Origin of the sequence: Leisingera caerulea DSM 24564, assembly GCF_000473325.1 — a bacterium.
GTDB lineage: Bacteria > Pseudomonadota > Alphaproteobacteria > Rhodobacterales > Rhodobacteraceae > Leisingera > Leisingera caerulea.
Genome location: NZ_KI421513.1, coordinates 1119178 through 1142875, shown reverse-complemented (window position 1 = coordinate 1142875; position 23698 = coordinate 1119178). Strand labels below are relative to the sequence as shown.

The following is a 23698-nucleotide window of genomic DNA, read 5'->3' as shown; positions in this document are numbered from 1 at the left end:
GGACGCGGCCGGTGAAATTCTGCCAAGCCGGACTATCTGCCACCGGAACCAGGGAGGATTGCAGACATGGCAAGGGTGACGGGAATTGGCGGTGTATTCATCAAAGCGCGCGGCGACGCCAAGGCGCTGGCGGCGTGGTACCGGGATCACCTGGGGCTGGCGCTGGAGGATTTCGGCGGGGCCGTTCTCAACTGGCAGGACGACACGGCAGAGGACGGCGGCCTCACCGTCTGGGCCACTGCCGATCCGGACGGCACCTGGTTTGCCCCCAGCGCCGCCACCTTCATGATAAATTACCGCGTCGACGACATGGACGGGATGATCGCGCAGCTGACCGCGGCAGGCATCCCCATCCTGCAAGGGCCGCAAACCCATGAAAACGGCCGCTTTGCCTGGATGATGGACCCTGAGGGCAACAAGGTGGAGCTGTGGGAGCCCAAGCTTTGGGACGAAAACAACAAAGGCTGACAGCCCAAATGAAAACGCGGCCCCTTTTCAGGGGCCGCGCTTACGATCTGCAATGCTGCGTGGCTTATGCCAGCTGCAGGTTCACCGCCGACTCGCGGCCGTCACGGCCTGCTTCGATGTCGAAGGTGACTTTCTGGTTGTCCGCCAGGCCGGTCAGGCCGGAACGCTCAACGGCGGAAATGTGCACGAACACATCCTTGCTGCCGCCGTCGGGTGCGATGAAGCCGAAGCCTTTGGTGGTGTTGAACCATTTTACGGTGCCAGTGGCCATATCCGTAGTCTCCTAATAATTGCTGCCCGCGGAAGTGCGGCAGCCTGGCGTAGTCGGTCTGGATCGAGAGACTGAAAACGCCGCAGAGCGGGAGACAGTGGATCGACAAGAATAACGTAAGCGGACCACATATGGGCCGTAGTCCCGAGTCGTTCAAGGGCTTTGTTCGTAAAAGAGCCGATAAGGGGCTTTCCCGCCGATGCAGGTTTCCAATCAGCTGGTGCGGTATCGCGCCAAGGTTTTTGCAGGTCCCGTCTGAACTTAGTCGCGGAAAAAGCCCCAGTCAGGCATTCTTCACAATCAAAAACACCCGCGCGGGTCCCTCGGGGGCGGTGATCGAATGGGCGACATCAGCGGCATACCGGGCGGTGTCGCCGGCCTGCAGCTGGTCCTTGGCATTGCCGGAACTCACCGCGATCTCGCCCTCCAGCACCGTCAGCTGCTCCACCGCGCCGCGGGTGTGGGGCTGGCTGATCAGCGCCCCGTCCCGGTCAAACCGGATGTCATACACCTCATGCCCGCCGGCTTCTTCCGGCGGCGACAAGATTCGGATGCGGCAGCCCTGGCCCATGTTCTCAATCTTGGGCACGTCCGCAGCGCGCAGCACCTCAATCCGGTCCTGCATGTCGCCGGCTTCCAGCAGCCCGGCAAAATCCACCTGCAGGGCGCGGGTCAGGTTCCACAGCGTCGCAATGGTGGGGGAGCTTTCGCCGCGCTCGATCTGGCTGACCATCGACCGGCTGACGCCCGACAGGTTCGCAACGGCCTCCAGGCTCAGGCCTTGGGCGCGGCGGGCCTCCTTCAGGCGGGCGGGCAGCAGGGTCAGGATATCGTCTGTGTTTTCCGTCATGACGGATTCTCTGCGCTGGCGAGGCGGATTTGTCAAATACTCCCGCAAATAGCCGTGCTGCGCCGCAGCGGTGCACAGGAGGTGCACTGGGGGTGCACGGGAGGTGACGACGTGCTGCGGTGACGGCACGTATCAGCAGACAGATCAATGCTGCGGGTGCATGATAGGGCAAATCTGACTAGGAGAGAGAGTATGAATGACATCGTGATCCTGGACGGCGCCCGCACTGCCATCGGCACTTTTGGCTGCGCGCTGGCGGGCACCGCGCCGATTGATCTGGCCACGACGGTCTCCAAGGCCGCGCTGGAACGCTCCGGCGTCGAGGGCGGCCAGATCGGCCATGTGGTGTTCGGCCACATCATCAACACAGAGCCGCGCGATATGTACCTGAGCCGCGTTGCCGCGATGCAGGCCGGGGTGCCGGATGCGGTGCCCGCGATGAACGTCAACCGCCTCTGCGGGTCCGGCGTTCAAGCAATTATCTCAGCTTACCAATCTCTTGCCATGGGCGACGCAGAGTTCGCCCTGGCCGGCGGCGCCGAAAACATGTCGCGCAGCCCCTACATCATCCAGCAAAGCCGCTGGGGCGCGAAGATGGGCGATGTGAAGTCGCTCGACATGATGCTGGGCGCGCTGAACTGCCCCTTCGGCACCGGCCATATGGGGGTGACGGCAGAGAATGTGGCGGATGAGCATGATATCACCCGTGAGCAGATGGATGAATTTGCCCTCACCAGCCAGACCCGCGCGGCGGCGGCGATCGAGGCCGGGCACTTCAAATCGCAGATCACCCCAGTCGAAGTGAAGGTGAAACGCGACCTGGTGCCGTTTGAGGTGGACGAGCACCCCAAGGCCACCACGCCGGAGGCGCTGGCCGGGCTGAGGGCGGTGTTCCAGAAGGACGGCCGGGTAACTGCCGGAAATGCCAGCGGAATCAACGACGGCGCGGCAGCCATGGTGCTGGCCACAGCTGCGGCGGCCGAGAGGGCAGGGTTAAAACCCAAGGCGCGGATTCTGGGCTATGCCCATGCCGGGGTGCGTCCCGAGGTGATGGGGATCGGACCGGTGCCTGCGGTGCGCAACCTATTGGAGAAAACCGGCTTGTCGGCTGGCGATTTCGACCTGATCGAATCCAACGAAGCCTTTGCCGCGCAGGCACTGGCCGTGAACAAGGAGCTGGGGCTGGACCCGGCCAAGGTGAACCCCAATGGCGGCGCTATTGCACTGGGCCATCCGGTGGGGGCTACCGGCGCGATTATCACGTTGAAAACACTCTACGAACTGGAGCGGACCGGTGGCTCGAAGGGGCTGATCACGATGTGCATCGGCGGCGGTCAGGGCATTGCCCTGGCGATCGAGCGGCTCTGAGGTCAAGCGCGGCAGGGGGTGGTTTCCTTACAAGCCCCCCTGCCTGGGCCACACTGATTTTACGAAGAAGTAACGCGGTTTGCATAGGCAAGGAGAGCAACTTTAAGTAGAAAAACTTATCCCGTTGGAACGCTTGGCGATTCACTGTGAATTCGAGAATTTTCTTTTGAAATCACCTGACGGGGTTAAGAGAACGGCCGTGAATACGCCAAAATAGCGTGATCCCGGCAGCAGCTTTTGCCGGTGCAGGGTACTAAAGTGACAGCCAAAGTTTTGCTTCTGGAGGACGACGCCGACGTCCGCTTCACTGTCAGCATGGCGTTCCAGGAAGCCGGATATGATGTGACGGCCGTCACCACCTGCAGCGAGGCCATTTCTGCATTGACCGAGTTGCCGCTCGACGTGCTGGTGCTGGACCTGATGATCGGGGAGGAGTTGACCTTGCCGGTGGCAGATTACGCCGCCCTGCTGCGTCCGGACATCCCGGTGGTTTGTATCACCGGCAGCCGGCTGTTCTCCGGCGGCGAATTGTTCACCCTCAGCCGCAATATCCGCTGGGTGCTGCGAAAACCGGTCAACCTTTCCGATCTCCTCAGCATGGTAGATCATGTGACCGGAAGGGTTGCCGCCAGGGCGGCTGGCTGACTCCTGCGGCCTTGCCCGCTTCGGCATCAATGGTGAGTTTGCAAGAGTGGCGGCGGCAGGTCTCGGCGCCTCTTGACGTTCAGCGATCTCGGCATGCAGGCTCGGATTTCGCTTTGCCGCTGATGTGGTCCAGAACCTCGATGTTATCGCCATTGCGGGTGCAGATGTTATCATTCAGGACAACAGAACGGGCCAGCGGCAGGTTTGCATAGGCGGCTTGTTCGGGTGCTGCCCTGTGGCAGGCTTTCGAAAGCCGAGGGGGCTCAGAGGTCTCTCCAGTCGCGCGTACAGCGTGCGGATTTGTTACGGGTGGCGGAAAAAGCGGGTGAGAGAAATGAGCAAGTCGCGGCGGAGTGCTTCGATTGCGTCACCGCTGGAACGCCAGTAATCGACGTATTGCCCGTAGTCGTCGATACCCAGTGCCGGTATCCACCGGCCGATGCGGGGGGTCAGAGTGTCGCTCTCCTACTTGTCAATCAGGGTGGGGGGCAGCAGGTTGCCAAAGAGCCCGGTTAACTTGCTGGGGTCATCCGCGGCCGGGCACAGCCGCTCCAGGTCGCGCGGCTAGGCCTGGACGTTCTAGGACCATTCAACGATCTGGGGCGGCGTTAGCGTCAAGTTGATGCAGCCGGTTTCAGTCGCAAAACCTGGCATGCCGCTACATTTCGCAGTGCCGTGGCCCTGCGCGATGGTGACGCTGCCATGATGGGCCATGCCAGCCTGCGACGCGGTGATCGGCACCTTGCGTAGCGAGCCCGGCGCGGTAGCGAGGTTACTGACGCTCTGCTTCCTGCCTTTTGCACTTTTGTATTCCGCGCCAAGCGCCGGAAATTGTTCGGGCTTCATGCATTGCGTGGGCTCATCGTTTCCTAAAAGCAGGACTTGCCACGGATGTCTCATTGCCTGGTCCCATGCTGGTGCGGCTGGATCCAGAAACAGGCATTTGGCCGCAGGATCTTGTGATGCAACGATCTGGTTCAATCTCAACCATGCAAAACTGCGATAGCGGAAGAGGCGGTCAGTCCAAACCTGCTGCCTTCCTTCTGGTCAGCCTGCGAAAACCGCACACGGGAGCCGCATGGCCTGGGCGGGTGTGCCATTGAAGCCCGCCAAAACCAGCCGTCCGCGAACGGGCAAGAGGGGGCGGAGCGCCGCCCTCTCTTGGCCTGAGGTCAACCCACGTCCTGGGCAATTCTGACCAGAAAGAAGCGCGGTGCAGCTATTGGCGGCGGATCTCAGATCAGCAGGGCAACGGCCGCAAAGAAGGCGGCACCGCCAGCGGCGCCCAAGGCCGCTGGCGCGACCCAGCTGCTGGCGCTGCGGTTCTGGGTGCCGTTCTGCGCCGCCTGGGCAATGAGCGCTTGTTCCACCAGTGCAGGCAGGCGCGGGCCAAAACGCGCCATCACCTTGGCCGTTTCCAGCAGGTCGGAAGCTACTGCCCGCGGGCCGATGGATTTCTTGATGTAATCCTCAACCACCGGCCGGGCCGCTTCCCAGATGTTGATATGCGGATCCAGCGAACGTGCGACGCCCTCGACCACCACCATGGTGCGCTGCAGGAGGATCAGCTCGGTGCGGGTTTCCATACCGAAGCGTTCGGTCACCTCGAACAGGTAGTTCAGCAGCCGGCCCATCGAAATTTGCGAGGCATCCATGCCGAAGATCGGCTCTCCCACGGCGCGAAGGGCCCGCGCGAATTCGTCGACGTCGCGGTTCGCAGGCACATAGCCGGCCTCGAAATGCACCTCCGCCACGCGCTTGTAGTCGCGTTTGATGAAGCCATAGAGGATCTCGGCATAAACCCGGCGGGTGTATTCGTCGATGTGGCCCATAATGCCGAAGTCATAGGCGATGATATCGCCGTTGGCGGCGACCTTAAGGTTGCCCTGATGCATGTCGGCGTGGAAGAAGCCGTCGCGCAGCGCATGGCGCAGGAACAGCGACAGCACCCGGTTGGCCAGCAGCCTGCGGTCGTGGCCTGCGGCATCCAGCGCGTCGTTGTCGCCAAGCGGGATACCGTCGGCCCAGCCCATCGTCATCACCCGGCGGGCGGAATAGGCCCAGCGGATCTCCGGCAGCTGGAAGCCTTCGTCCTTTGCGGTGTTGGCGGCGTATTCCGAGGCTGCGGCGCTTTCCAGCCGCAGGTCCAGTTCGCCCTGCACCACGCCGTCGAAATGCTCAATCACATCCATTGGCTTCAGGCGCCGGGCGCCGGGGGCAAACAAGTCCACGATGCGTGCGGCAAAGTAGAAGGCATCGACGTCGCGGTTGAAGGCACGCTCGATGCCGGGGCGCAACACCTTGACGGCAACCTCTTCGCCTGTTTCCGCCAGCGTTGCACGGTGAACCTGGGCGATCGAGGCGGCGGCTATCGGGTCGCTGAAGTCGGAGAAAATCTCGGAGACGGGACGGCCCAGTTCCTTTTCCACCTCGGCCAGCGCCTGGGCGCGGGAAAACGGTGGCAGCTTGTCCTGCAGCACCCGCAGCTGGTTGGCTAGATCTTTGCCCACCACATCGGGCCGCGTCGAAAGCACCTGTCCGAATTTGATATAGGCAGGCCCCAGCGCGTTCAGCGCTCGGGTTTCCGGCGGCATCGCGGGATCGCCCTTGTAGCCCAGCCATTTGAACGGCCAGCCCAGGGTGCGGGCCAGAATGCGCAGCGGCTTGGGCGCCTCGAAGGCCTCCAGCACCGAGTGCATGGCGCCGGTGCGCTCGAAAGTGGCGCCTGTGCGGATCAGGCGCAGAATATTATGGGGTCCGCGCATGGGTCAGATCTTCCAGCCGGAATGCAGGCAAGCGATGCCCATCGACAGGTTGCGGTATTTGGCATTCCCGAACCCTGCCTGTTTCACCATGCCCAGAAAGGTTTCCTGATCCGGGAAGTTGCGGATCGATTCCACCAGGTACTGGTAGCTGTCGTAATCCCCCGCAATCATCTGCCCCATCCGCGGGATCACGTTGAAGGAATAGAGATCATATAGCTTTTGCAGCCCGTCGTTCGGCAGTTGCGAGAACTCCAGCACCATCAGCCGTCCGCCGGGGCGCAGCACCCGGTAGGCCTCGTTCAGGGCCTCCTGCGGCCGGGTCACGTTCCGGATGCCGAAGGAGATGGTGTAGACGTCGAAGGTGTTGTCCTTGAACGGCAGCTTCATCGCGTCGCCGGTGACCCAGTCGAGGCTGTCGGCCATCTGCTCGGCTTCGGCGCGCTTGCGGCCTTCCTCCAGCATCGGGCGGGTGAGGTCGAGCACGGTGGAATGGCCATGGCCTGCGCGCTTCAGGAAGCGGAAGGAAATGTCGCCGGTGCCGCCTGCCACATCCAAGAGCCGCTGGCCGGGCCGCGGTGCCAGCCAGTCCATCATCGCGTCCTTCCAGACCCGGTGGATGCCGACGCTCATCACATCGTTCATGATGTCATATTTTGAGGCGACCGAATTGAAGACCCCCTGCACGCGGCCGGCCTTTTCTTCCTCGCGGACGGTTTCGAACCCGAAATGGGTGGTGTTGTCGCTGGTGTTGCTCATAGGGCTTGCCGTTTGCTGAATTCCGCCCTTGTTATAAGGCGCTGTGGGGCAGGCACAATGCGGCCCGTTGGTTCAGGAGGGGTGTAATGCCAGAATTGCCCGAGGTCGAGACGGTGAAACGCGGTTTGGCGCCTGCGATGGAGGGGGCGGTGATTGCGCGGGCTCAGGTGAACCGCCCGGACCTGCGCTGGCCGTTTCCTCCCGCGATGGCCGAGCGGCTGACCGGTGCGCGGGTGAATGCTCTTAGGCGGCGGTCTAAATACATACTGGCCGACCTGGATACCGGCGAGACGCTGCTGATCCATCTGGGGATGTCCGGACGGATGACGGTGTCAGGCGATCCGCTGGGACAGTTCACGCATGAGCATCCGCAAGCGGAGAAGCATGACCATGTGGTGCTGGACATGGACAATGGCGCCCGCATCACCTTTAACGACCCGCGCCGGTTCGGGGCGATGGATCTGCTGGAGACTGCCGCCGCCGAATCCCACAAGCTGCTGGCGGTGCTGGGGCCGGAACCCTTGGGAAATGACTTCCACGAGGATCACCTGGTTGCCGCCTTCAAGGGGCGCAACACGCCGGTGAAATCCGCATTACTGGATCAGGGAATCATCGCGGGCCTTGGTAACATCTATGTCTGCGAAGCCCTGTTCCGCGCGGGAATTTCGCCACGCCGCAAGGCCGGGCAGATTGCCGCGCATCGGGTGGCAGCACTGGTGCCGATCATCCGGCAGGTGCTTCAGGATGCCATTCGCGCGGGCGGATCGTCGCTCAGGGATTTCAGGCAAGCCTCTGGCGAACTTGGATATTTCCAGCACAGCTTTGATGCCTACGGACGCGAGGGCGAACCCTGCCGGAGGGAAGGTTGCGCAGGGTCAATTGCCAGAATCACCCAATCGGGGCGCTCCACGTTCTACTGTGTAAAGTGCCAAAGATAGCTTGATCAAAGGGACCCTTTTGGTAAGGACTCAGGACTGAACGGAACAACCGAAAGAGAAATCATGGCCTACGAGACGATCAACGTCGATGTGCAGGACCACGTTTGCCTCATTAAACTGAACCGCCCGGAGGCGATGAACGCGCTCAACAAGGAGCTTATTGGCGAGCTCTGCGATGCTCTGGAAGAGGCTGATGCCAGCGACAAGGTGCGCTGCATCGTGCTGACCGGCTCGGAAAAGGCCTTTGCCGCCGGTGCCGACATCAAGGAGATGTCGGAGATGAGCTTTACCGAAGTGTTTTCCACCAACCTGTTTGCCGATGCCAACGACCGGATCTCGGCTATCCGCAAGCCGATCATCGCGGCGGTCGCCGGTTATGCGCTGGGCGGCGGCTGTGAGCTGGCGATGCTGTGCGATTTCATCATCGCCGCGGAAACCGCTAAGTTCGGCCAGCCTGAGATCAACCTGGGTGTCGTGGCTGGTATCGGCGGTACCCAGCGTCTGACCCGGTACGTGGGCAAGTCCAAGTCGATGGACATGAACCTGACCGGCCGCTTTATGAACGCCGAGGAAGCTGAGCGCGCGGGCCTGGTGTCGCGCGTGGTGCCGCCCAAGAAGCTGATTGAGGAAGCGACTGCCGCAGCGCAGAAGATCGCCGAGAAATCGCTGCTGACAGCGATGGCCGTCAAGGAAGCGGTGAACCGCTCCTACGAGCTGCCCCTGAATGAAGGCCTCTTGTTCGAGCGCCGGGTGTTCCACTCGATGTTTGCCACCGAAGACCAGAAAGAAGGCATGGCGGCCTTCCTGGAGAAGCGCGAAGCGCAGTTCCGCGACAAGTAAGCGCCAGACGAACCCATAGAGCGGCGGGCTGGATGGCCCGCCGTCTTGCATTCCGGGCCGGTGCCCTTGCAATTCTGCACAGAGTTGGATAAACGCCGCCCTCATACATGCGCGTGCAGCCCGCTCAGGCTAGAATCACACCGGTGTTCCGACCCGGGTTTGGCTGGCATTGCGTCCGATTGAAACAGAACCCGAGATAAGGTCAGACATCATGGCAAATTCGCCCCAGGCCAAGAAGCGCGCACGTCAGAACGAAAAGCGCTTTGCCGTTAACAAAGCCCGTCGTTCGCGCATCCGCACCTTCCTGCGTAAAGTTGAAGAAGCCATCGCTTCCGGCGACAAAGAAGCTGCAACCGCAGCTCTGCGCGCTGCTCAGCCCGAACTGATGCGCGGCGTCACTAAGGGTGTGTATCACAAAAACACCGCTTCCCGGAAAATCTCGCGCCTGTCCGCACGCGTGAAGGCACTGGCCTGAGATTCGCTCTGCTGAGCAGGCTCACGAGCTGTTGAAAAGTCGTCAGGGCGCTGCAAATTGCAGCGCCTTGTTTTTTGGGCAAAGCCTTGGCTGGTTGCCGCTGGTGCAGGAGATTCTTTGCGGCCAAAGGCAGAGTCAACATCATAGTTTCGTTGCTGCTGACCCCCTCAAATTGCTACCACTGTGTCAGCGATTCACTCGCTGGGGGGACAGGCTGCTTGCGGCAATCTTGACGGGCATCAAGGTTGCCAGGTTTCCCGGAACAGACGGCACACATGTGTCTGGCTCTGTCCGGGATCTACTGCTGTATCGTTAAGGACAGCAGCCTTGTCTCAATTGTGTGCGATACTGTTCGTGACGGCAGCTTAACCGCTTTTTGCGGCGGGTTTTGCTGTTTCCAGACGAACGTTTAGCCTTCGGGCGATGCGGCCAGCAATGGTCCGCACACGGTAACTCTGTGCGTGAACGGCCCCCGGGTGGTTGGGGGTTACGATGGAATTGGCCCGGCTAAGGGGCCGCTGCTTTTTGGGGACGCGTGAGGCGCAGCATGACAGAAGAAAAATGGGGACAGCTCAGAAACCGGCTGTTGAAGACGGTTGGCCAGAACAACTTCACCACGTGGATTGAGCCGCTGGAGTTCGACACAGTCGACGGTGGGGTGGCCGTCTTCAAAGTGCCGACGAATTTCATGGGAAATTACGTCAGTCAGAACTTTGCGGACCTTATCCTGCATGAGCTGACCATGTCCGGCGAGCCGGTGCAGCGCCTGGCGTTCCGGGTTGCGGCAAACAGCCCGGCGCGCCCGGCGGAACCGGCCGTGGCGGCTGAGTCCTTCGGCGGGGCGCAGGATGATCTGGCTGTCATGACCGCACGGGCGGCGGCACCGGCAGCGGCGGCAGGAAAGGACACGCTGGAGGCGCTGCAGGCGGCACCGCTGGACCCGCGGTTCACTTTCGACAGCTTCGTGGTCGGCAAGCCGAACGAACTGGCGCATGCGGCAGCGCGCCGTGTCGGCGAGGGCGGCCCTGTCACCTTCAACCCGCTGGTTCTGTATGGCGGCGTGGGCCTGGGTAAAACCCACCTGATGCACGCCATCGCCTGGGAACTGAAGGAAAAGAACCCGCATCTGAACGTGCTGTATCTGTCGGCGGAACAGTTCATGTACCGCTTTGTGCAGGCCCTGCGCGAGCGCAAGATGATGGACTTTAAGCATCTGTTCCGCTCGGTCGATGTGCTGATGGTGGATGACGTTCAGTTCATCGCAGGCAAGGATTCCACCCAGGAAGAATTCTTCCACACCTTCAACGCGCTGGTGGACCAGAACAAGCAGATCATCATTTCCGCCGACCGCGCCCCGGGCGAAATCAAGGATCTGGAAGACCGGGTGAAATCGCGCCTGCAGTGCGGCCTGGTGGTGGACCTGCACCCGACCGACTACGAACTGCGTCTGGGCATTCTGCAGACCAAGGTGCAGCAGCAACGCGAGACCTATCCGGACCTGCGCATCGCCGACGGCGTGCTGGAGTTCCTGGCACACCGAATCTCGACCAACGTGCGGGTTCTCGAAGGCGCGCTGACCCGGCTGTTCGCGTTTGCGTCGCTGGTCGGCCGCGAGATCGACATGGATCTGACCCAGGACTGTCTGGCGGATGTGCTGCGCGCCTCCGAGCGTAAGATCACGGTCGAGGAAATCCAGCGCAAGGTGTCCGAGTATTACAACATCCGGATGTCCGACATCATCGGCCCCAAGCGCCTGCGCTCCTATGCGCGTCCGCGTCAGGTGGCGATGTACCTGTGCAAACAGCTGACCAGCCGCTCTCTGCCCGAGATCGGCCGCCGCTTTGGCGGGCGCGACCACACCACCGTCATGCATGGCGTCAAGCGCATCGAGGAGCTGAAGACGACCGACGGCCAGATCGCCGAGGACGTCGAAATGCTGCGCCGCTCGCTGGAAGCCTGACGTGCGCGCATAGCTGAAACTGCAAACCCCAAATTGCACTGCGGTCCCGGTTTCCGGGGCCGTTTTTTCTTTTGCCCGCGGCCGCCACGGTAACCCATAACGGCGGTGAATGCCGGGTATCACAGAAAACGAAGTTTCAAGCCGTGCAAAACCGGTCATAACAGCGCCCTGCACAGGAGCGCGGCATGACACGGCAAACCTCTGAAAACATGGACACGCCCCGCGGGCTGGCCTTTGCCAGCACCGCTTATCTCATGTGGGGGTTCCTGCCGCTCTACATGAAAGCTCTCTCTCATATCCCAGCGGCGGAGATTGTCACCCACCGGGTGATCTGGGCGGTGCCGGTGGCAGGTGCGCTGTTGATCGTCCTGCGCCGGACCAAGGATTTGCAGGCCGCACTCAAGAACCCCCGGATGCTGGGTATGGCCTGCATCACCGCAGCGCTGATTTCTGTGAACTGGGGGATCTATGTCTGGTCGATTGCGGCCGGACGGGCGCTGGACGCGGCGCTTGGCTATTACATCAATCCGCTGTTCAGTATCGCCCTGGGCGCACTCTTGCTGCGCGAGCCGCTCAGCAAGGCGCAACTGGCGGCGGTGGCGCTGGCTGCGGGAGCAGTGGTTTTGCTGACTCTGGACGCGGGAAGGGTGCCTTGGGTGGCGGTGGGCCTCACGCTGACCTGGGGATTTTATGCCTTCTTTAAGAAGTCGCTGCCGATTGGCCCCAACCAAGGGTTCCTGCTGGAGGCGCTGATTCTCCTGCCTCCGGCCTTGGGCTATTTTGTTTACCTGACCGTGACGGGCGCCGGCAGTTTCGGCGGCTCGGCTTTTGATACGTCCATGCTCTTGGGCTGCGGCGTGGTCACGGCTGTGCCGCTCATCGTCTATGCCAACGGGGCCAAGCTGGTGCGCTTGTCCACCATCGGCATCCTGCAATACATCGCGCCGACGATGATCTTCCTTATGGCAGTTCTGGTGTTCGGAGAGGAGTTCGGCCAAGCCCGGATGATCGCTTTCCCGATGATCTGGGCCGCCCTGGTGATCTATACCGTGCCGATGGTGCAGCAGATTCGCAAGCGCCCCGGCTGAGGAGGGCTTATCCTCCGGCCGGTGTGTCCTCGACCACGCCCACGATCGGCCCCATCATGAACCCGGCATCACTGCGGCCCAGCTCAGGCGCGTGCAGGCGCGAGATATTGCCATCGAAGTACAGCGCATTGGGCAGCTTCAGGTGATCCCGGAACAGGCTGCCGAACTGGTGAAATGTCACCGCATTGCGCGAGATTGCAAAAACCGCGCGGGTGCCATCCGCTGACGTGCCCACTCCGTTGCGGATATAGTAGCTGTCCGAATCGGGCAGGAAACGCGGGTGCAGCTCGCCGTCAATCACCAGCATGGGACCGGACTGGGTGGCATAGGCGCAGCCGGGTTGTGCCTGTTCAAAAGCCAGGGTTTCGAACACATCCGCCCGGCCGTCTCGGATACACAGCACACCGTTTGGCAGCAGGCCGAAATTTCCGGGACCGGCATTGGTCACCAGCCGCATCTCCTCGCCGTCTTCATCGACGTACAATCCCACGGGCGAGCGGTCGCTGTGGTACATCCCCGCATTGGTCGCAAAGGCCAGCGTCTTGCCGTCTTCCGCCAGCGTTTCTTCCAGGGTAGAGAAATGGCCATAGACCTGGCCTTCGCCATCGCGCAGGAACAGCCGCAGCTGTTCCTTGGCGGCGTTAATCTGGCAGAGTGTGTACCGGCTGCCCTCATAGGCTATATCGCTGCATTCGACCGCCCCGGCCGCCGGGGCGGTCCCAAGCGCTGCCAGCAGAAAGGCAGCCTTGCGGATCACTCTTCCACGTCGCGGCGCACCGCGTCCTGGTTCAGCATCCGGCGGGTTTCGTCCATCTGGTCGAAGGTCTCGTCCAGCCGGAACCGCAGATCCGGAGTGAACTTCAACCCCAGCTTCTTGCCGACCATCCGGCGCAGCTCGCTCTTGTTGCGGGCCAGAAGCTTCAGCACATCTTCCTGCCCCTTGCCGCCCAAGGGCAGCACAAAGGCGGTGGCGATTTTCAGATCGGGTGAGGTGCGCACCTCTCCCACAGTGATCGACATGCGGTTCAGGTCCGGATCATGCACATCGCCGCGCGCCAGCACCTCAGACAGGGTGCGGCGGATCAGTTCGCCGACGCGAAGCTGGCGCTGGGACGGGCCGGGGCCATCGTGGAATTTGTTCTTTGCCATATTCCCGATCTATGCCGGATCGCGGGCTTTGCCAAGCGCTGCCCGGCGCTGTAGGACAAAACAAGCTTGAACAAGGGAATTGGCCAATGACTCACAAACCTGGGATCGTGATTACCGGCGCATCGGGCCGCATGGGGCAGATGCTGATCAGGACGGTGCTGGAAAGCGGCAAGGCCACGCTGGTCGGGGCGGTAGAGCGCGAGGGGCATGAGTGGGTCGGCCGCGACGTGGGTGAGATGATGGGCGGCCAGGCCGTTGGCGTCACCGTGACCGCCGATGCGCTGGAGGCGTTTTCCAAGGCGCAGGCCGTGATAGACTTCACCGCGCCGGAAGCGACGCTGGCCTTTTCCAAGCTGGCAGCCCAGGCCCGCGCAGTTCATGTGATCGGCACCACAGGCATGACGGATGATCAGATCGCACAGCTGGAACCGGCCTCCCGCCACGCGGTGATCATCCGCGCCGGCAACATGAGCCTCGGCGTGAACCTCTTGGTGCAATTGACCAAGAAGGTCGCCGCCGCGCTGGATGAGGATTTCGACATTGAGGTAATCGAGGCGCATCACCACCATAAGGTGGACGCGCCTTCCGGCACCGCGCTGATGCTGGGCGAAGCCGCCGCCGAGGGCCGCGGTGTAAGGCTGGCGGATGTGCGCGATTCCGGCCGCGACGGTATCACCGGAGCCCGCAATCGCGGCGACATCGGCTTCACCGCCATTCGTGGCGGCGACATCGTCGGTGAGCACGACGTTCTGTTTGCCGCGGCAGGCGAGCGGATCGTGCTGCGCCACCTGGCCACCGACCGCGCCATCTTTGCCCGCGGTGCGCTGAAGGCGGCACTTTGGGGCCAGGACAAGGGGCCGGGCCAGTACGACATGGTGGATGTGCTGGGTCTGTGACGTCTGAGAGACTGCCCTGACGGGCCGATTCCTCTCCTCTCGTCGGCAAAGCCGCCTGCCGGGCAGCGGGCAGGAGTATTTGGAGAAAGATGAAAGAACGGCGGTTCATTCATCTTTCCAGAAATACTCTGGCGGTGCGGGGGCTGGCCCCCGCTGCGAGACCTAAAAATCGATGGCGATGCCCTTTTTCTCCCAGTCGCCATAGCGTGCAGGGTCGGGGCCGTCCCGGCCCCCCAGCTCCTTGGGGCGCGGTTCCTGCGCTTCGGCGGCCTTGCGGCGCTCTTCGGCTTCGGCCAGCGCGCGCAGGGCGGCGGGGGGCAGGTCTTTCTTTCCGGGGGCGGTCTCTTCGCTCATCGCGGGTTCCTTTATGCTGCGCCCATGATATACGCCCCTGTCCCGCGCAAACAAGCCGTGCCCCAAGGAGCTGCCAGATGTCCGATGCCAATCACGCCCGCCGCACAGCGGTCTATCTGCTGGATCAGGTGCTGGGGGAGGGGCGGCTCCTGGCGGAATGCTATGCCTCGGGCGCGCTGGAGAAGCTGGCGCCGGAAGACCGTGCACGGGCGCAGCGGCTGGCCGTGGAAACCCTGCGCAGTCTGGAGCGCGCCGACCGGATCCTGAAAAAGCACTTGAAGAAAACGCCGCCGCTGATGGTCATGAACGCGCTGCGGCTGGGCACAGTGGAGCTGTGCTCAGGCGGCGCGGCGCATGGGGTTGTAAATGCGATGGTGGCCATCGTTTCCAAGCACCGCCGCCACGGGCAGCTGAAGGGGCTGGTGAACGCGATTCTGCGCAAGGTGGCTGACGAGGGTCCGGAGGAATGGGCAAAGCTGCGTGTGCCGCGCCTGCCCAACTGGCTGCGCAAACCACTGGTGCAGGCTTGGGGCGCTGATGCGATGCTGAGCATGGAGGCCGCGCATCATGCCGGCGCGCCGTTGGATATCACCGGCAAGCCGGGCGCGGACTTGCAGGCGCTAGGGGGTGTGCTGCTGCCCACCGGTTCGCTGCGGATCGCAGGCGCGGGGCAGGTGTCGGCGCTGCCGGGCTACCGGGAGGGCGATTGGTGGGTGCAGGATGCCGCCGCCGCGCTGCCCGCGCTGATCCTGAATGCGCTGCCGGGGGAACAAGCCCTGGAACTGTGCGCAGCCCCGGGCGGCAAGACCATGCAGATGGCCGCTGCCGGTGCCAAAGTGACGGCTGTCGATATCTCGGAGAGCCGCGTGGCGCGGCTGATGGAGAACCTGGAGCGCACCGGTCTGGAGGCCGAATTGGTGGTGGCCGACGCACTGGAGCAGACCGGCCAGTACGACGCGGTGCTGCTGGACGCGCCCTGTTCCGCTACTGGCACCATTCGCCGCCATCCGGACCTGCCGCAAGCCAAGGACGGCAGCGAGTTCGGCGCGCTGATTGAGCTGCAGGCGCAGATGCTGGCGCACGCGTGGACCCTGGTGAAACCCGGCGGGCGGCTGATGTACTGCACCTGCTCCCTGCTGCCGGACGAGGGGGAATGCCAGGTCGAAGAAGCGCTGGAGATGTTCCCGGATATGGTTGCCGACCGTGAAGCGCTGAAAGTGACCGGCGTGGATGCTGACTGGATCACCGAAGAAGGCGGCCTGCGGCTGCGCCCGGACTATTGGCCGGAACAAGGCGGCATGGACGGCTTCTATATGGCCCTTTTGCGCAAAACCGCGTGAGCCCGGGGCGTGCCGGGCATTCCCCGGTGACTTGAGCCGTACCCCGCGCTATGCTCCTGCCAAAACGCCCTGGAAAAACCCGGCGTGAGGCAAAAGAGCATGTCCACTTATGACAGAATGGCAGGCCGCGGCACCCGGCTGCTGAACCGGTATTACGCTTGGCGGGCCCGCAGACAGCCTGCAGCGACCGGCTTTGTCTCGCAGCCTGAACCGCGGACCATCGGCAGCTTTGCCCGCGGGCGTCAGCTGGTGGCGGGCAACCTGCTGTTTGCAGGCTACCTGGTCGAATCGCCGGATACCGGCCTGTGGGAGGTCGCTGCACCGGATGCTGCCTTTGATGCTGAGCGGCACGGCTTTGCCTGGCTCGACGACCTGGCTGCGGTCGGTGATTTCAAGGCCCGTGCCAAGGCGCAGAAATGGGTCTGGGGCTGGATTGCGCATCACGGGCACGGCGGCGGACTGGCCTGGCTTCCGGATCTTACTGGACGGCGGGTGATCCGGTGGATCAACCACGCGCTGTTCCTGCTGAGCGGCAAGGACAAGGATGAGACTGAAGCTTTCTACACCTCCTTGGCGCGGCAGACCTGGTATCTGTCCCAGCGCTGGCAGGGGGCGGCCCCTGGACTGCCGCGGTTCGAGGCCCTGTGCGGCCTGATCTATGCAGGCCTTGCCTTGCAGGGGCGGGAGGAGCTGGCAGACCCGGCTGTCAGGGCGCTGGCGGCTGAATGCGAGTCTCAGATCGACGGACAAGGCGGGTTGCCGACCCGCAACCCGGAGGAACTGCTGGAGGTCTTCACCCTTCTGACCTGGGCTGCCGCAGCCTTGCACGAGGCCGGACGGGCGGTGCCGCCTGCGCATTCCGCTGCCATCGAACGGATCGCCCCCACCTTGCGCACCCTGCGCCACAGTGATGGCGGCCTGGCACGGTTCCACGGTGGCGGCCGCGGGCTGGAAGGCCGGCTGGATCATGCTCTGGCTGCCAGCCATGTGGCGGAGCGCCATGCCGACGGGCTGGCGATGGGTTTTGTCCGGCTGTCGGCGCGGCGCACCTCGGTGATTGTCGATGCCTCTGCGCCACCCAAGGGCAAGGCGTCTTACAACGGGCACGCTTCGACCCTGGCGTTTGAGCTGACCTCGGGGCGGCGGCCGCTGATCGTGAATTGCGGCTCTGGTGAAACCTTCGGGCTGGAATGGCGCCGGGCCGGGCGGGCCACACCGTCGCACACCACACTGTGTATCGAGGGGCACTCCAGCGCCCGGCTGGCGCCCCCGCATAAAACCACCGGCCATGAGGAGCTGATCGAAGCGCCTGACGATGTGCCGCTGGAGCTGAGCGATCTGGCGGAAGGCTTGCGGTTTCAGGGCGGGCATAACGGCTATGCCGCGCATTTCGGCCTGACCCATGCCCGTACGCTGGAATTGTCCTTTGACGGGCGAAGCCTCAGCGGCGAGGACATGCTGGTGGCCTTGGATGATGCCGCCAAACGCCAGTTCACCAAGGTGCGGGATGCCAGCCAGGACGGCGGCATCGGCTTTGACATCCGTCTGCACCTGCACCCGGAGGTGGATGCAGCCCTTGACTTGGGCGGCGCGGCAGTATCCATGGCGCTCAAGAGCGGGGAAATCTGGGTGTTCCGCCATGACGGCAACTGCCAGCTGCGGCTGGAGCCAAGCGTTTTCCTGGAAAAGACCCGCTTGAAGCCGCGTGCGGCAAAGCAGATCGTTTTATCCGGGCGGGCGATGGGATATGCCACCCGCGTCCGGTGGACGCTCAGCAAGGCGCAGGAGACTGCCATTGCCGTGCGAGACCTGAACCGGGACGAACCCGAGACGTTTGACTGAGCCTTTGAAAAGGACCGCCCTGCCATGACCGACCTTCACCCCGTACGCCGTGCGCTGCTTTCCGTATCCGACAAGACCGGCCTGATCGAGCTGGGCAAAGCGCTGGATGCGCGCGGTGTCGAACTGCTGTCCACCGGCGGCTCCGCCAAGGCACTGCGCGATGCTGGGCTGGCTGTGAAAGACGTCTCCGAAGTGACCGGTTTCCCGGAAATGATGGACGGCCGCGTGAAGACCCTGCACCCGATGGTGCATGGCGGCCTGCTGGCCCTGCGGGATAATGACACCCACGTCGCCGCTATGAAGGAACATGGCATCGGCGCCATCGACCTGCTGGTTGTGAACCTCTATCCGTTCGAGGCAGCGCTGGCGCGTGGTGCGGACTACGATGAGATGATCGAAAACATCGACATCGGCGGTCCTGCGATGATCCGCGCGGCCTCCAAGAACCACCTGTTCGTGAACGTGGTGACCGACGTCCAGGACTATGAGGCGCTCTTGGCAGAGCTCGACAACAACAACGGCCAGACGTCTTATGCCTTCCGACAACGCCTGGCCCAGACCGCCTATGCCCGCACTGCGGCGTATGATGCGGCTGTTTCGAACTGGCTGGCGTCGGCGCTGGAGGAAAAGACTCCGCGCCGCCGTGCCTTTGCGGGTGAACTGAAGCAGACCCTGCGCTATGGCGAGAACAGCCACCAGGAGGCGGCCTTTTACACCGATGGTTCGAATCGCCCGGGTGTTGCCACCGCGGTGCAGCTGCAGGGCAAAGAGCTGAGCTATAACAACATCAACGACACTGATGCGGCATACGAGCTGGTGGCGGAGTTCGACCCGGCCGACAGCCCTGCCGTCGCGATCATCAAACACGCCAACCCCTGCGGTGTGGCCAAGGGCGCGACCCTGGCAGAAGCCTATCAGAAGGCGTTCGACTGCGACCGCACCTCGGCCTTCGGCGGCATCGTCGCGCTGAACCAGCCGCTGGACGCGGAGACCGCCGCCAAGATCACCGAGATTTTCACCGAAGTGGTCATCGCGCCGGGTGCGTCTGGCGAGGCCAAGGAAATCTTTGCCGCAAAGAAAAACCTGCGCCTGCTGCTGACCGATGGCCTGCCGGACCCGCGCAAGCCTATCGTGGCTTACAAGCAGGTGGCCGGCGGCATGCTGGTCCAGGACAAGGACGTCGGCTACGTCGGCATGGAAGACCTGAAGGTGGTGACCGAGAAGGCGCCGTCCGATGCGCAGATGCAGGATCTGCTGTTTGCCTGGAAGGTTGCCAAGCACGTCAAGTCCAACGCCATCGTCTATGTGAAGGATAACGCAACCGTCGGTGTCGGCGCGGGTCAGATGAGCCGTTTGGACAGCGCCAATGTGGCGGCCGCCAAGGCAGGCCGTATGGCGGCTGAGCTGGGCCTTAAGGAAAGCCTCGCCAAGGGCTGCGCGGTGGCATCGGACGCGTTCTTCCCCTTCCCGGACGGTCTGCTGGAAGCAGCCGCCGCGGGCGGCACCTGCGTCATTCAGCCGGGCGGATCGATGCGCGATGACGAGGTGATCAAGGCGGCCAACGAGAAAGGCCTGGCCATGGTCTTCACCGGCATGCGCCACTTCCGCCACTAAGCCGGGCAGTTAAGACATGGCAGCACGTTGGATGATCTGGGGCGCAGCCCTTTCGTTCCTGGCGGACCAAGCCAGCAAGTACTTTGTGATCCACTGGATGGGGCTGGACCAGCGCCACCGGATCGACGTGCTGCCGCCGTTCCTCAATTTCCGCTACGGCGAGAACACCGGCATCAACTTTGGCCTTTTCGGCGGCGGGGATGAAGCAGCGCGCTGGATTCTGATCAGCCTGTCAGCCGTGATCTGCGTGATCCTGGCGGTGTGGGTCTGCCGCGGTCAGGACAAGTCCCGTGGCATGCAGCTTTCCGCCGGGCTGGTGATCGGCGGCGCGCTGGGCAATGTCGCGGACCGGCTGCTTTATGGCTTTGTGCTGGACTTCCTGAACACATCCTGCTGCGGCATCCAGAATCCTTTCGTTTTCAACGTGGCCGACATCTTTATCTTCGCCGGTGCTGCCGGGCTGATCTTCTTTGACGGGCGCCGCAAAAAGCCTGCGTAGACCTTGCCGGGCAAATACGCTAAAAGCGCCAGGAAACAGGCAGGAGTTTGGGGCAATGCGGATCCCGTTCGGAGTTATGGTTCTGGCTGGCGCGCTGGCAGTGTCCGGCTGCGCGCAGAAGGGGCTGCGCGTTCTTCAGAAGCCGGGCACCGGCCCGGATGAATTCCTGGTCCTGCCCACCAAGCCGCTGAGCACGCCGGACAATTTCAGCAGCCTGCCGGCGCCGACCCCTGGGGGAGCTAATCTGACCGATGTTAATCCGCAGGCCGAAGCGGTGGCTGCCCTGGGCGGCAAACCGGGGGATCTCGTTGCCGTCAGCGGCGTGCCGTCTGGCGATGCCGCGCTGGTCACAGCCTCCAGCCGCTATGGTGTTGAGCCCGGAGTGCGTGACACCCTGGCCAAGGAAGACGCGAAGTTTCGTCACCGCAACCGCCACCTTGGGCGGATCAAGATCGTGCCGGTGGACCGCTACGAGCAGCTGTACCGCAAGCAAAGCATCGACCCGTTTGCCGTCAGCGACCAGTTCCGCAGGGCGGGAGCGGCGACACCGTCTTCGCCGCCTGAAGAAGAGTCCTGAGCGCTCACTTTTCTGCCAGCCGGTCTTGCAAGACGCCAGCCGCCGCGTAGGTTGACAGCAGCCTTTCTGCTGGCAACGGGCCGTGAATTGTGGCTGCAATAAACAACAGAGCAGTAACTGCTCCCTGCCGGGCAAGGGCAGGGGCGCAAGAATTGGAGGACGCCAGATGATCCACAGGATCACATTGGCCGCCGCGGCGCTGATTACCGTTTTGTCCGGCCCCCTGCGGGCCGGGGACGACGCGGTGACCGCGTTCACCCTGGACAACGGCATGGACGTTGTCGTGATCGAGGACCACCGTGCACCGGTGGTGCAGCAGATGGTCTGGTACCGGGCCGGTTCTGCAGATGAGCCGCCGGGCCAGTCCGGAGTCGCCCATTTTCTGGAGCACCTGCTGTTCAAGGGCACCGACAAGCTCGCCCCCGGAGAGCTGTCGGCCACTGTGCGCGCAAACGGCGGCCAGGATAACGCTTTCACCAGCTATGACTACACGGCCTATTTCCAGCGCGTCGCCGCCGACCGGCTGGAGCTGATGATGCAGATGGAAAGCGACCGGATGACCAATCTCCGCCTCAGCGAGGAGGATATCGCCACCGAGCGCGAGGTGATCCTGGAAGAGCGCAACCAGCGCACCGACAATGACCCGGTCGCCCTGTTCCGCGAGCAGCTGCAGGCCGTGCAATACCTCAATCACCGTTACGGCCAGCCGGTGATCGGCTGGCGGCACGAGATGGAAAGCCTGGATATGGAGGACGCGCTGTCCTTCTATCAAACCTATTACGCGCCCAACAATGCCATCCTGGTCGTCTCCGGTGATGTGCAGCCCGAAGAAGTGAAGGCGCTTGCCGAGAAGTATTACGGCGTAATCCCGGCCAATCCGGACCTGCCGGAGCGCTTCCGCAGCCAGGAGCCGCCGCAGACCGCGGCCCGCCGGCTGACATTCGAGGATCCCCGCGTCGCGCAGCCCTACGTGCAGCGGTCCTATCTGGCGCCAGAGCGCGACAGCGGCGCCCAGCAGAAAGCTGCAGCCCTGTATCTGCTGGCAGAGCTTCTGGGCGGCGGCAACACCTCCTACTTGGCCAATGCGCTGCAATTCGACCAGCAGGTTGCCGTTTACACCGGCGCCTTCTATTCGGGCAGTACATTGGACGACACGTCCTTTACCTTTCTGATCGTTCCGGCCGAGGGCGTCAGCATGCACGACGCGGAGGCGGCATTGGATGCCACAATCGCCCGCTTTCTGGAGGACGGTGTTGATGAAGCTCAGCTGGAGCGGATCAAACTGCAACTGCGGGCGGCGGAAATCTATGACCGCGACAACGTGAACGGCATTGCCAACCGCTATGGCCAGGCGCTGAGCATCGGGCTGACTGTGCAGGATGTGCAGGATTGGCCGAAGATCCTGCAATCGGTCACGGCGGATGAGATCATCGCCGCCGCCAAGGAGGTTCTGCGGCCCGAAACATCTGTCACCGGTTGGATGACGCGCGACGAAGAGGTAACCCAATGACCCCGCTGAAATATTTCGCTGCGGCACTGGTGGCCTGCTTCCTGGCCCTGCCCGCTTGGGCAGGCATCAAGATCGAGGAAGTCACCTCTCCCGGCGGGATCAAGGCCTGGCTGGTGGAAGACCACAGCATTCCCTTCTCGGCTCTGGAGCTGCGCTTTCGCGGCGGCACCTCATTGGATGTGCCAGGCAAGCGCGGTGCGGTCTACCTGATGACCGGGCTGCTGGAGGAGGGCTCCGGCGATCTGCGCGCCCAGGATTACGCCCGAGCAGTGGAATCGCTAGCAGCGGAGTTCTCCTATGACGCGGACAAGGATGCAGTTTCCATTTCCGCCCGCTTCCTGACTGAAAACCGGGACGAGGCGATGGCACTGCTGCGCCAGACCCTGTTTGAGCCGCGATTTGACCAGGATGCGCTGGACCGGGTGAGGGCGCAGGTGCTGGCGGGCTTGCGCTCTGATGCCAAGAACCCCAACAAAATCGCTGGTGAGGTGTTTTCCAAACTGGCTTTTGGCGATCACCCGTATGGCAGCGACGGCAAGGGCACGCTGGAAACCGTTTCCGCGCTGAGCCGCCAGGACATCTTCGACGCTTACGAGGCGGTGTTTGCCCGCGACAGGCTCTATGTCAGCGCGGTGGGCGACATAACTGCCGAGGAATTGGGCAGGCTGCTGGATGATCTGCTTGGGGCGCTGCCTCCGGAAGGGGCGCCGATCCCCGGCCCGGCAGAGGTTTCCATAGAGGGCGGTGTCACCGTCGTGGATTTCGAGACGCCGCAGTCGGTTGCTCTGTTCGGGCAGAAGGGCATTAAGCGCGAAGATCCGGATTTTTTCACGGCTTATGTGATGAACCAGATTCTGGGCGGCGGATCTTTTGAAACCCGCCTGATGACCGAAGTGCGGGAAAAGCGCGGACTGACCTATGGGGTCTATTCCTACCTGGTGCCGAGGGATCTGGCGGCGGTCTATATGGGATCGGTTGCGTCCGCCAATGGTAAGATGGCCGAAGCGGTCGAGGTGATCCGCAATGAATGGCGCCGCATGGCCGAAGACGGTGTGACAGAAAAAGAGCTGAAGGACGCTCAGACCTATCTGACCGGTGCTTATCCGCTGCGGTTTGACGGCAACAGCCGCATCGCCTCGATCCTGGCGGGGATGCAGATGGATCACCTGCCGATCAGCTATGCGGAAACCCGCAACGACCGGATCAACGCCGTCACCCTGGAAGCTGTGAATCGCTTTGCAGCGGAGTTCCTGGACCCTGAGGGACTGCAATTCGTTATTGCCGGCCGCCCCGAAGGCCTGGAAACCACGAATTGATATTTTGCCGGGCGGGGTGTGCCCCCGCCCGTCTGCTTTGCGGGGCCGCCGTGGCTTGTTCGCAAGGCGCACTGCCGCCCATCGCGGCTGGCCTCCACTGCTTTCCCTTTCAATTTGCCGCCAACTCATGTATGGGCGGGCCTATCTGAGACGATGTGCCCGGGCCCCGGCACGCGA

General features: G+C 62.9%; 24 protein-coding genes. 16 read left to right on the top strand and 8 right to left on the bottom strand.

Annotated features, from left to right (window positions below; translation table 11 throughout):
- Positions 1 to 66: 66 nt before the first annotated feature.
- Positions 67 to 468 carry a VOC family protein gene (locus tag CAER_RS0112895; protein WP_027235736.1) on the top strand — a complete coding sequence of 134 codons (402 nt, stop codon included), beginning with the start codon at positions 67 to 69 and terminating at the stop codon, positions 466 to 468.
- Positions 469 to 532: 64 nt separating this feature from the next.
- On the opposite strand, the gene CAER_RS0112890 is transcribed toward CAER_RS0112895, so the two are convergent.
- On the bottom strand, positions 533 to 739 hold the full coding sequence (locus CAER_RS0112890) for a cold-shock protein (protein WP_008554505.1): 207 nt from the start codon (positions 737 to 739) through the stop codon (positions 533 to 535).
- Positions 740 to 1022: 283 nt separating this feature from the next.
- On the bottom strand, positions 1023 to 1589 hold the full coding sequence (locus CAER_RS0112885) for a helix-turn-helix domain-containing protein (protein WP_027235735.1): 567 nt from the start codon (positions 1587 to 1589) through the stop codon (positions 1023 to 1025).
- A 192-nt stretch (positions 1590 to 1781) separates the two neighbouring features.
- Here CAER_RS0112885 and CAER_RS0112880 point away from each other — a divergent pair, with 192 nt between their 5' ends.
- The gene (locus tag CAER_RS0112880) at positions 1782 to 2957 is read left to right on the top strand and encodes an acetyl-CoA C-acyltransferase family protein (protein WP_027235734.1); all 1176 of its coding nucleotides are present in this window, start codon (positions 1782 to 1784) and stop codon (positions 2955 to 2957) included.
- Between the two features lie 258 nt (positions 2958 to 3215).
- Complete coding sequence (locus tag CAER_RS0112875; protein ID WP_027235733.1) at positions 3216 to 3602, top strand: response regulator; 387 nt, start codon at positions 3216 to 3218, stop codon at positions 3600 to 3602.
- 579 nt (positions 3603 to 4181) lie between these two features.
- Here CAER_RS0112875 and CAER_RS0112870 read toward each other — a convergent pair.
- The 3 genes from CAER_RS0112870 to ubiE all read right to left on the bottom strand — a co-directional run bounded on the left by CAER_RS0112870 (position 4182) and on the right by ubiE (position 7123).
- Positions 4182 to 4448, bottom strand: coding sequence for a hypothetical protein (locus tag CAER_RS0112870; protein ID WP_027235732.1), 267 nt, complete (start codon positions 4446 to 4448; stop codon positions 4182 to 4184).
- Between the two features lie 389 nt (positions 4449 to 4837).
- Positions 4838 to 6367: a 2-polyprenylphenol 6-hydroxylase gene (gene ubiB, locus CAER_RS0112865; protein ID WP_027235731.1), complete on the bottom strand. Its 1530-nt coding sequence runs from the start codon at positions 6365 to 6367 to the stop codon at positions 4838 to 4840.
- A gap of 3 nt (positions 6368 to 6370) precedes the next feature.
- Positions 6371 to 7123 (bottom strand): bifunctional demethylmenaquinone methyltransferase/2-methoxy-6-polyprenyl-1,4-benzoquinol methylase UbiE, encoded by a 753-nt coding sequence (ubiE, locus tag CAER_RS0112860; RefSeq protein ID WP_027235730.1) that lies wholly within the window; start codon positions 7121 to 7123, stop codon positions 6371 to 6373.
- Between the two features lie 86 nt (positions 7124 to 7209).
- On the opposite strand from ubiE, the gene mutM reads away from it, so the two are divergent.
- The 5 genes from mutM (at position 7210) to rarD (ending at position 12424) form a co-directional block, all read left to right on the top strand.
- Positions 7210 to 8061, top strand: coding sequence for a bifunctional DNA-formamidopyrimidine glycosylase/DNA-(apurinic or apyrimidinic site) lyase (gene mutM, locus CAER_RS0112855; RefSeq protein ID WP_027235729.1), 852 nt, complete (start codon positions 7210 to 7212; stop codon positions 8059 to 8061).
- Positions 8062 to 8124: 63 nt separating this feature from the next.
- Positions 8125 to 8901, top strand: coding sequence for an enoyl-CoA hydratase (locus CAER_RS0112850; protein WP_027235728.1), 777 nt, complete (start codon positions 8125 to 8127; stop codon positions 8899 to 8901).
- Between the two features lie 211 nt (positions 8902 to 9112).
- Complete coding sequence (gene rpsT, locus CAER_RS0112845) at positions 9113 to 9376, top strand: 30S ribosomal protein S20 (protein WP_019295144.1); 264 nt, start codon at positions 9113 to 9115, stop codon at positions 9374 to 9376.
- Positions 9377 to 9923: 547 nt separating this feature from the next.
- On the top strand, positions 9924 to 11336 hold the full coding sequence (dnaA, locus tag CAER_RS0112840; RefSeq protein WP_027235727.1) for a chromosomal replication initiator protein DnaA: 1413 nt from the start codon (positions 9924 to 9926) through the stop codon (positions 11334 to 11336).
- Positions 11337 to 11521: 185 nt separating this feature from the next.
- On the top strand, positions 11522 to 12424 hold the full coding sequence (gene rarD / locus CAER_RS0112835) for an EamA family transporter RarD (RefSeq protein ID WP_027235726.1): 903 nt from the start codon (positions 11522 to 11524) through the stop codon (positions 12422 to 12424).
- A 7-nt stretch (positions 12425 to 12431) separates the two neighbouring features.
- Here the strand turns inward: rarD and CAER_RS0112830 are convergent, their stop codons facing one another.
- Positions 12432 to 13181, bottom strand: a complete 750-nt coding sequence (locus CAER_RS0112830) for a phosphodiester glycosidase family protein (RefSeq protein WP_027235725.1) — start codon at positions 13179 to 13181, stop codon at positions 12432 to 12434.
- Entirely contained in the window at positions 13178 to 13573 is a 396-nt protein-coding gene (gene rbfA, locus CAER_RS0112825) for a 30S ribosome-binding factor RbfA (RefSeq protein WP_027235724.1), read from the bottom strand. Before rbfA ends, CAER_RS0112830 begins: the two co-directional genes overlap by 4 nt.
- An 86-nt stretch (positions 13574 to 13659) precedes the next feature.
- On the opposite strand from rbfA, the gene dapB reads away from it, so the two are divergent.
- Positions 13660 to 14469: a 4-hydroxy-tetrahydrodipicolinate reductase gene (dapB, locus tag CAER_RS0112820; RefSeq protein WP_027235723.1), complete on the top strand. Its 810-nt coding sequence runs from the start codon at positions 13660 to 13662 to the stop codon at positions 14467 to 14469.
- A gap of 162 nt (positions 14470 to 14631) precedes the next feature.
- Here dapB and CAER_RS0112815 read toward each other — a convergent pair whose 3' ends face one another.
- Positions 14632 to 14823, bottom strand: a complete 192-nt coding sequence (locus tag CAER_RS0112815) for a DUF1674 domain-containing protein (RefSeq protein WP_027235722.1) — start codon at positions 14821 to 14823, stop codon at positions 14632 to 14634.
- Positions 14824 to 14900: 77 nt separating this feature from the next.
- Here CAER_RS0112815 and CAER_RS0112810 point away from each other — a divergent pair, with 77 nt between their 5' ends.
- The 7 genes from CAER_RS0112810 (at position 14901) to CAER_RS0112780 (ending at position 23521) form a co-directional block, all read left to right on the top strand.
- Positions 14901 to 16163 carry an RsmB/NOP family class I SAM-dependent RNA methyltransferase gene (locus CAER_RS0112810; protein WP_027235721.1) on the top strand — a complete coding sequence of 421 codons (1263 nt, stop codon included), beginning with the start codon at positions 14901 to 14903 and terminating at the stop codon, positions 16161 to 16163.
- Between the two features lie 99 nt (positions 16164 to 16262).
- Complete coding sequence (locus tag CAER_RS0112805; protein WP_027235720.1) at positions 16263 to 18005, top strand: heparinase II/III family protein; 1743 nt, start codon at positions 16263 to 16265, stop codon at positions 18003 to 18005.
- A gap of 24 nt (positions 18006 to 18029) precedes the next feature.
- On the top strand, positions 18030 to 19619 hold the full coding sequence (gene purH / locus CAER_RS0112800; RefSeq protein ID WP_027235719.1) for a bifunctional phosphoribosylaminoimidazolecarboxamide formyltransferase/IMP cyclohydrolase: 1590 nt from the start codon (positions 18030 to 18032) through the stop codon (positions 19617 to 19619).
- 16 nt (positions 19620 to 19635) lie between these two features.
- Positions 19636 to 20118: a signal peptidase II gene (gene lspA / locus CAER_RS0112795; RefSeq protein WP_027235718.1), complete on the top strand. Its 483-nt coding sequence runs from the start codon at positions 19636 to 19638 to the stop codon at positions 20116 to 20118.
- A gap of 55 nt (positions 20119 to 20173) precedes the next feature.
- A complete protein-coding gene (locus CAER_RS0112790; RefSeq protein WP_027235717.1) occupies positions 20174 to 20695 on the top strand; it encodes a DUF3035 domain-containing protein in 522 nt (173 codons plus the stop codon).
- 166 nt (positions 20696 to 20861) lie between these two features.
- On the top strand, positions 20862 to 22205 hold the full coding sequence (locus tag CAER_RS0112785) for a M16 family metallopeptidase (protein WP_027235716.1): 1344 nt from the start codon (positions 20862 to 20864) through the stop codon (positions 22203 to 22205).
- The gene (locus CAER_RS0112780; RefSeq protein ID WP_027235715.1) at positions 22202 to 23521 is read left to right on the top strand and encodes a M16 family metallopeptidase; all 1320 of its coding nucleotides are present in this window, start codon (positions 22202 to 22204) and stop codon (positions 23519 to 23521) included. The genes CAER_RS0112785 and CAER_RS0112780 overlap by 4 nt, the downstream gene beginning before the upstream one ends.
- The last annotated feature ends 177 nt before the right edge of the window (positions 23522 to 23698 follow it).

What these genes read in the sequence shown, in the direction of transcription:
- purH (WP_027235719.1), top strand. Translation starts at nt 18,030, where the DNA reads ATGACCGACCTTCACCCCGTACGCCGTGCGCTGCTTTCCGTATCCGAC.
- CAER_RS0112895 (WP_027235736.1), top strand. Translation starts at nt 67, where the DNA reads ATGGCAAGGGTGACGGGAATTGGCGGTGTATTCATCAAAGCGCGCGGC.
- dapB (WP_027235723.1), top strand. Translation starts at nt 13,660, where the DNA reads ATGACTCACAAACCTGGGATCGTGATTACCGGCGCATCGGGCCGCATG.
- ubiB (WP_027235731.1), bottom strand. Translation starts at nt 6,367, where the DNA reads ATGCGCGGACCCCATAATATTCTGCGCCTGATCCGCACAGGCGCCACT.
- CAER_RS0112780 (WP_027235715.1), top strand. Translation starts at nt 22,202, where the DNA reads ATGACCCCGCTGAAATATTTCGCTGCGGCACTGGTGGCCTGCTTCCTG.
- CAER_RS0112880 (WP_027235734.1), top strand. Translation starts at nt 1,782, where the DNA reads ATGAATGACATCGTGATCCTGGACGGCGCCCGCACTGCCATCGGCACT.
- CAER_RS0112890 (WP_008554505.1), bottom strand. Translation starts at nt 739, where the DNA reads ATGGCCACTGGCACCGTAAAATGGTTCAACACCACCAAAGGCTTCGGC.
- mutM (WP_027235729.1), top strand. Translation starts at nt 7,210, where the DNA reads ATGCCAGAATTGCCCGAGGTCGAGACGGTGAAACGCGGTTTGGCGCCT.
- dnaA (WP_027235727.1), top strand. Translation starts at nt 9,924, where the DNA reads ATGACAGAAGAAAAATGGGGACAGCTCAGAAACCGGCTGTTGAAGACG.
- CAER_RS0112785 (WP_027235716.1), top strand. Translation starts at nt 20,862, where the DNA reads ATGATCCACAGGATCACATTGGCCGCCGCGGCGCTGATTACCGTTTTG.
- lspA (WP_027235718.1), top strand. Translation starts at nt 19,636, where the DNA reads ATGGCAGCACGTTGGATGATCTGGGGCGCAGCCCTTTCGTTCCTGGCG.
- CAER_RS0112815 (WP_027235722.1), bottom strand. Translation starts at nt 14,823, where the DNA reads ATGAGCGAAGAGACCGCCCCCGGAAAGAAAGACCTGCCCCCCGCCGCC.
- rbfA (WP_027235724.1), bottom strand. Translation starts at nt 13,573, where the DNA reads ATGGCAAAGAACAAATTCCACGATGGCCCCGGCCCGTCCCAGCGCCAG.
- rpsT (WP_019295144.1), top strand. Translation starts at nt 9,113, where the DNA reads ATGGCAAATTCGCCCCAGGCCAAGAAGCGCGCACGTCAGAACGAAAAG.
- CAER_RS0112870 (WP_027235732.1), bottom strand. Translation starts at nt 4,448, where the DNA reads ATGAAGCCCGAACAATTTCCGGCGCTTGGCGCGGAATACAAAAGTGCA.
- rarD (WP_027235726.1), top strand. Translation starts at nt 11,522, where the DNA reads ATGACACGGCAAACCTCTGAAAACATGGACACGCCCCGCGGGCTGGCC.
- CAER_RS0112885 (WP_027235735.1), bottom strand. Translation starts at nt 1,589, where the DNA reads ATGACGGAAAACACAGACGATATCCTGACCCTGCTGCCCGCCCGCCTG.
- CAER_RS0112850 (WP_027235728.1), top strand. Translation starts at nt 8,125, where the DNA reads ATGGCCTACGAGACGATCAACGTCGATGTGCAGGACCACGTTTGCCTC.
- CAER_RS0112810 (WP_027235721.1), top strand. Translation starts at nt 14,901, where the DNA reads ATGTCCGATGCCAATCACGCCCGCCGCACAGCGGTCTATCTGCTGGAT.
- CAER_RS0112805 (WP_027235720.1), top strand. Translation starts at nt 16,263, where the DNA reads ATGTCCACTTATGACAGAATGGCAGGCCGCGGCACCCGGCTGCTGAAC.
- CAER_RS0112790 (WP_027235717.1), top strand. Translation starts at nt 20,174, where the DNA reads ATGCGGATCCCGTTCGGAGTTATGGTTCTGGCTGGCGCGCTGGCAGTG.
- ubiE (WP_027235730.1), bottom strand. Translation starts at nt 7,123, where the DNA reads ATGAGCAACACCAGCGACAACACCACCCATTTCGGGTTCGAAACCGTC.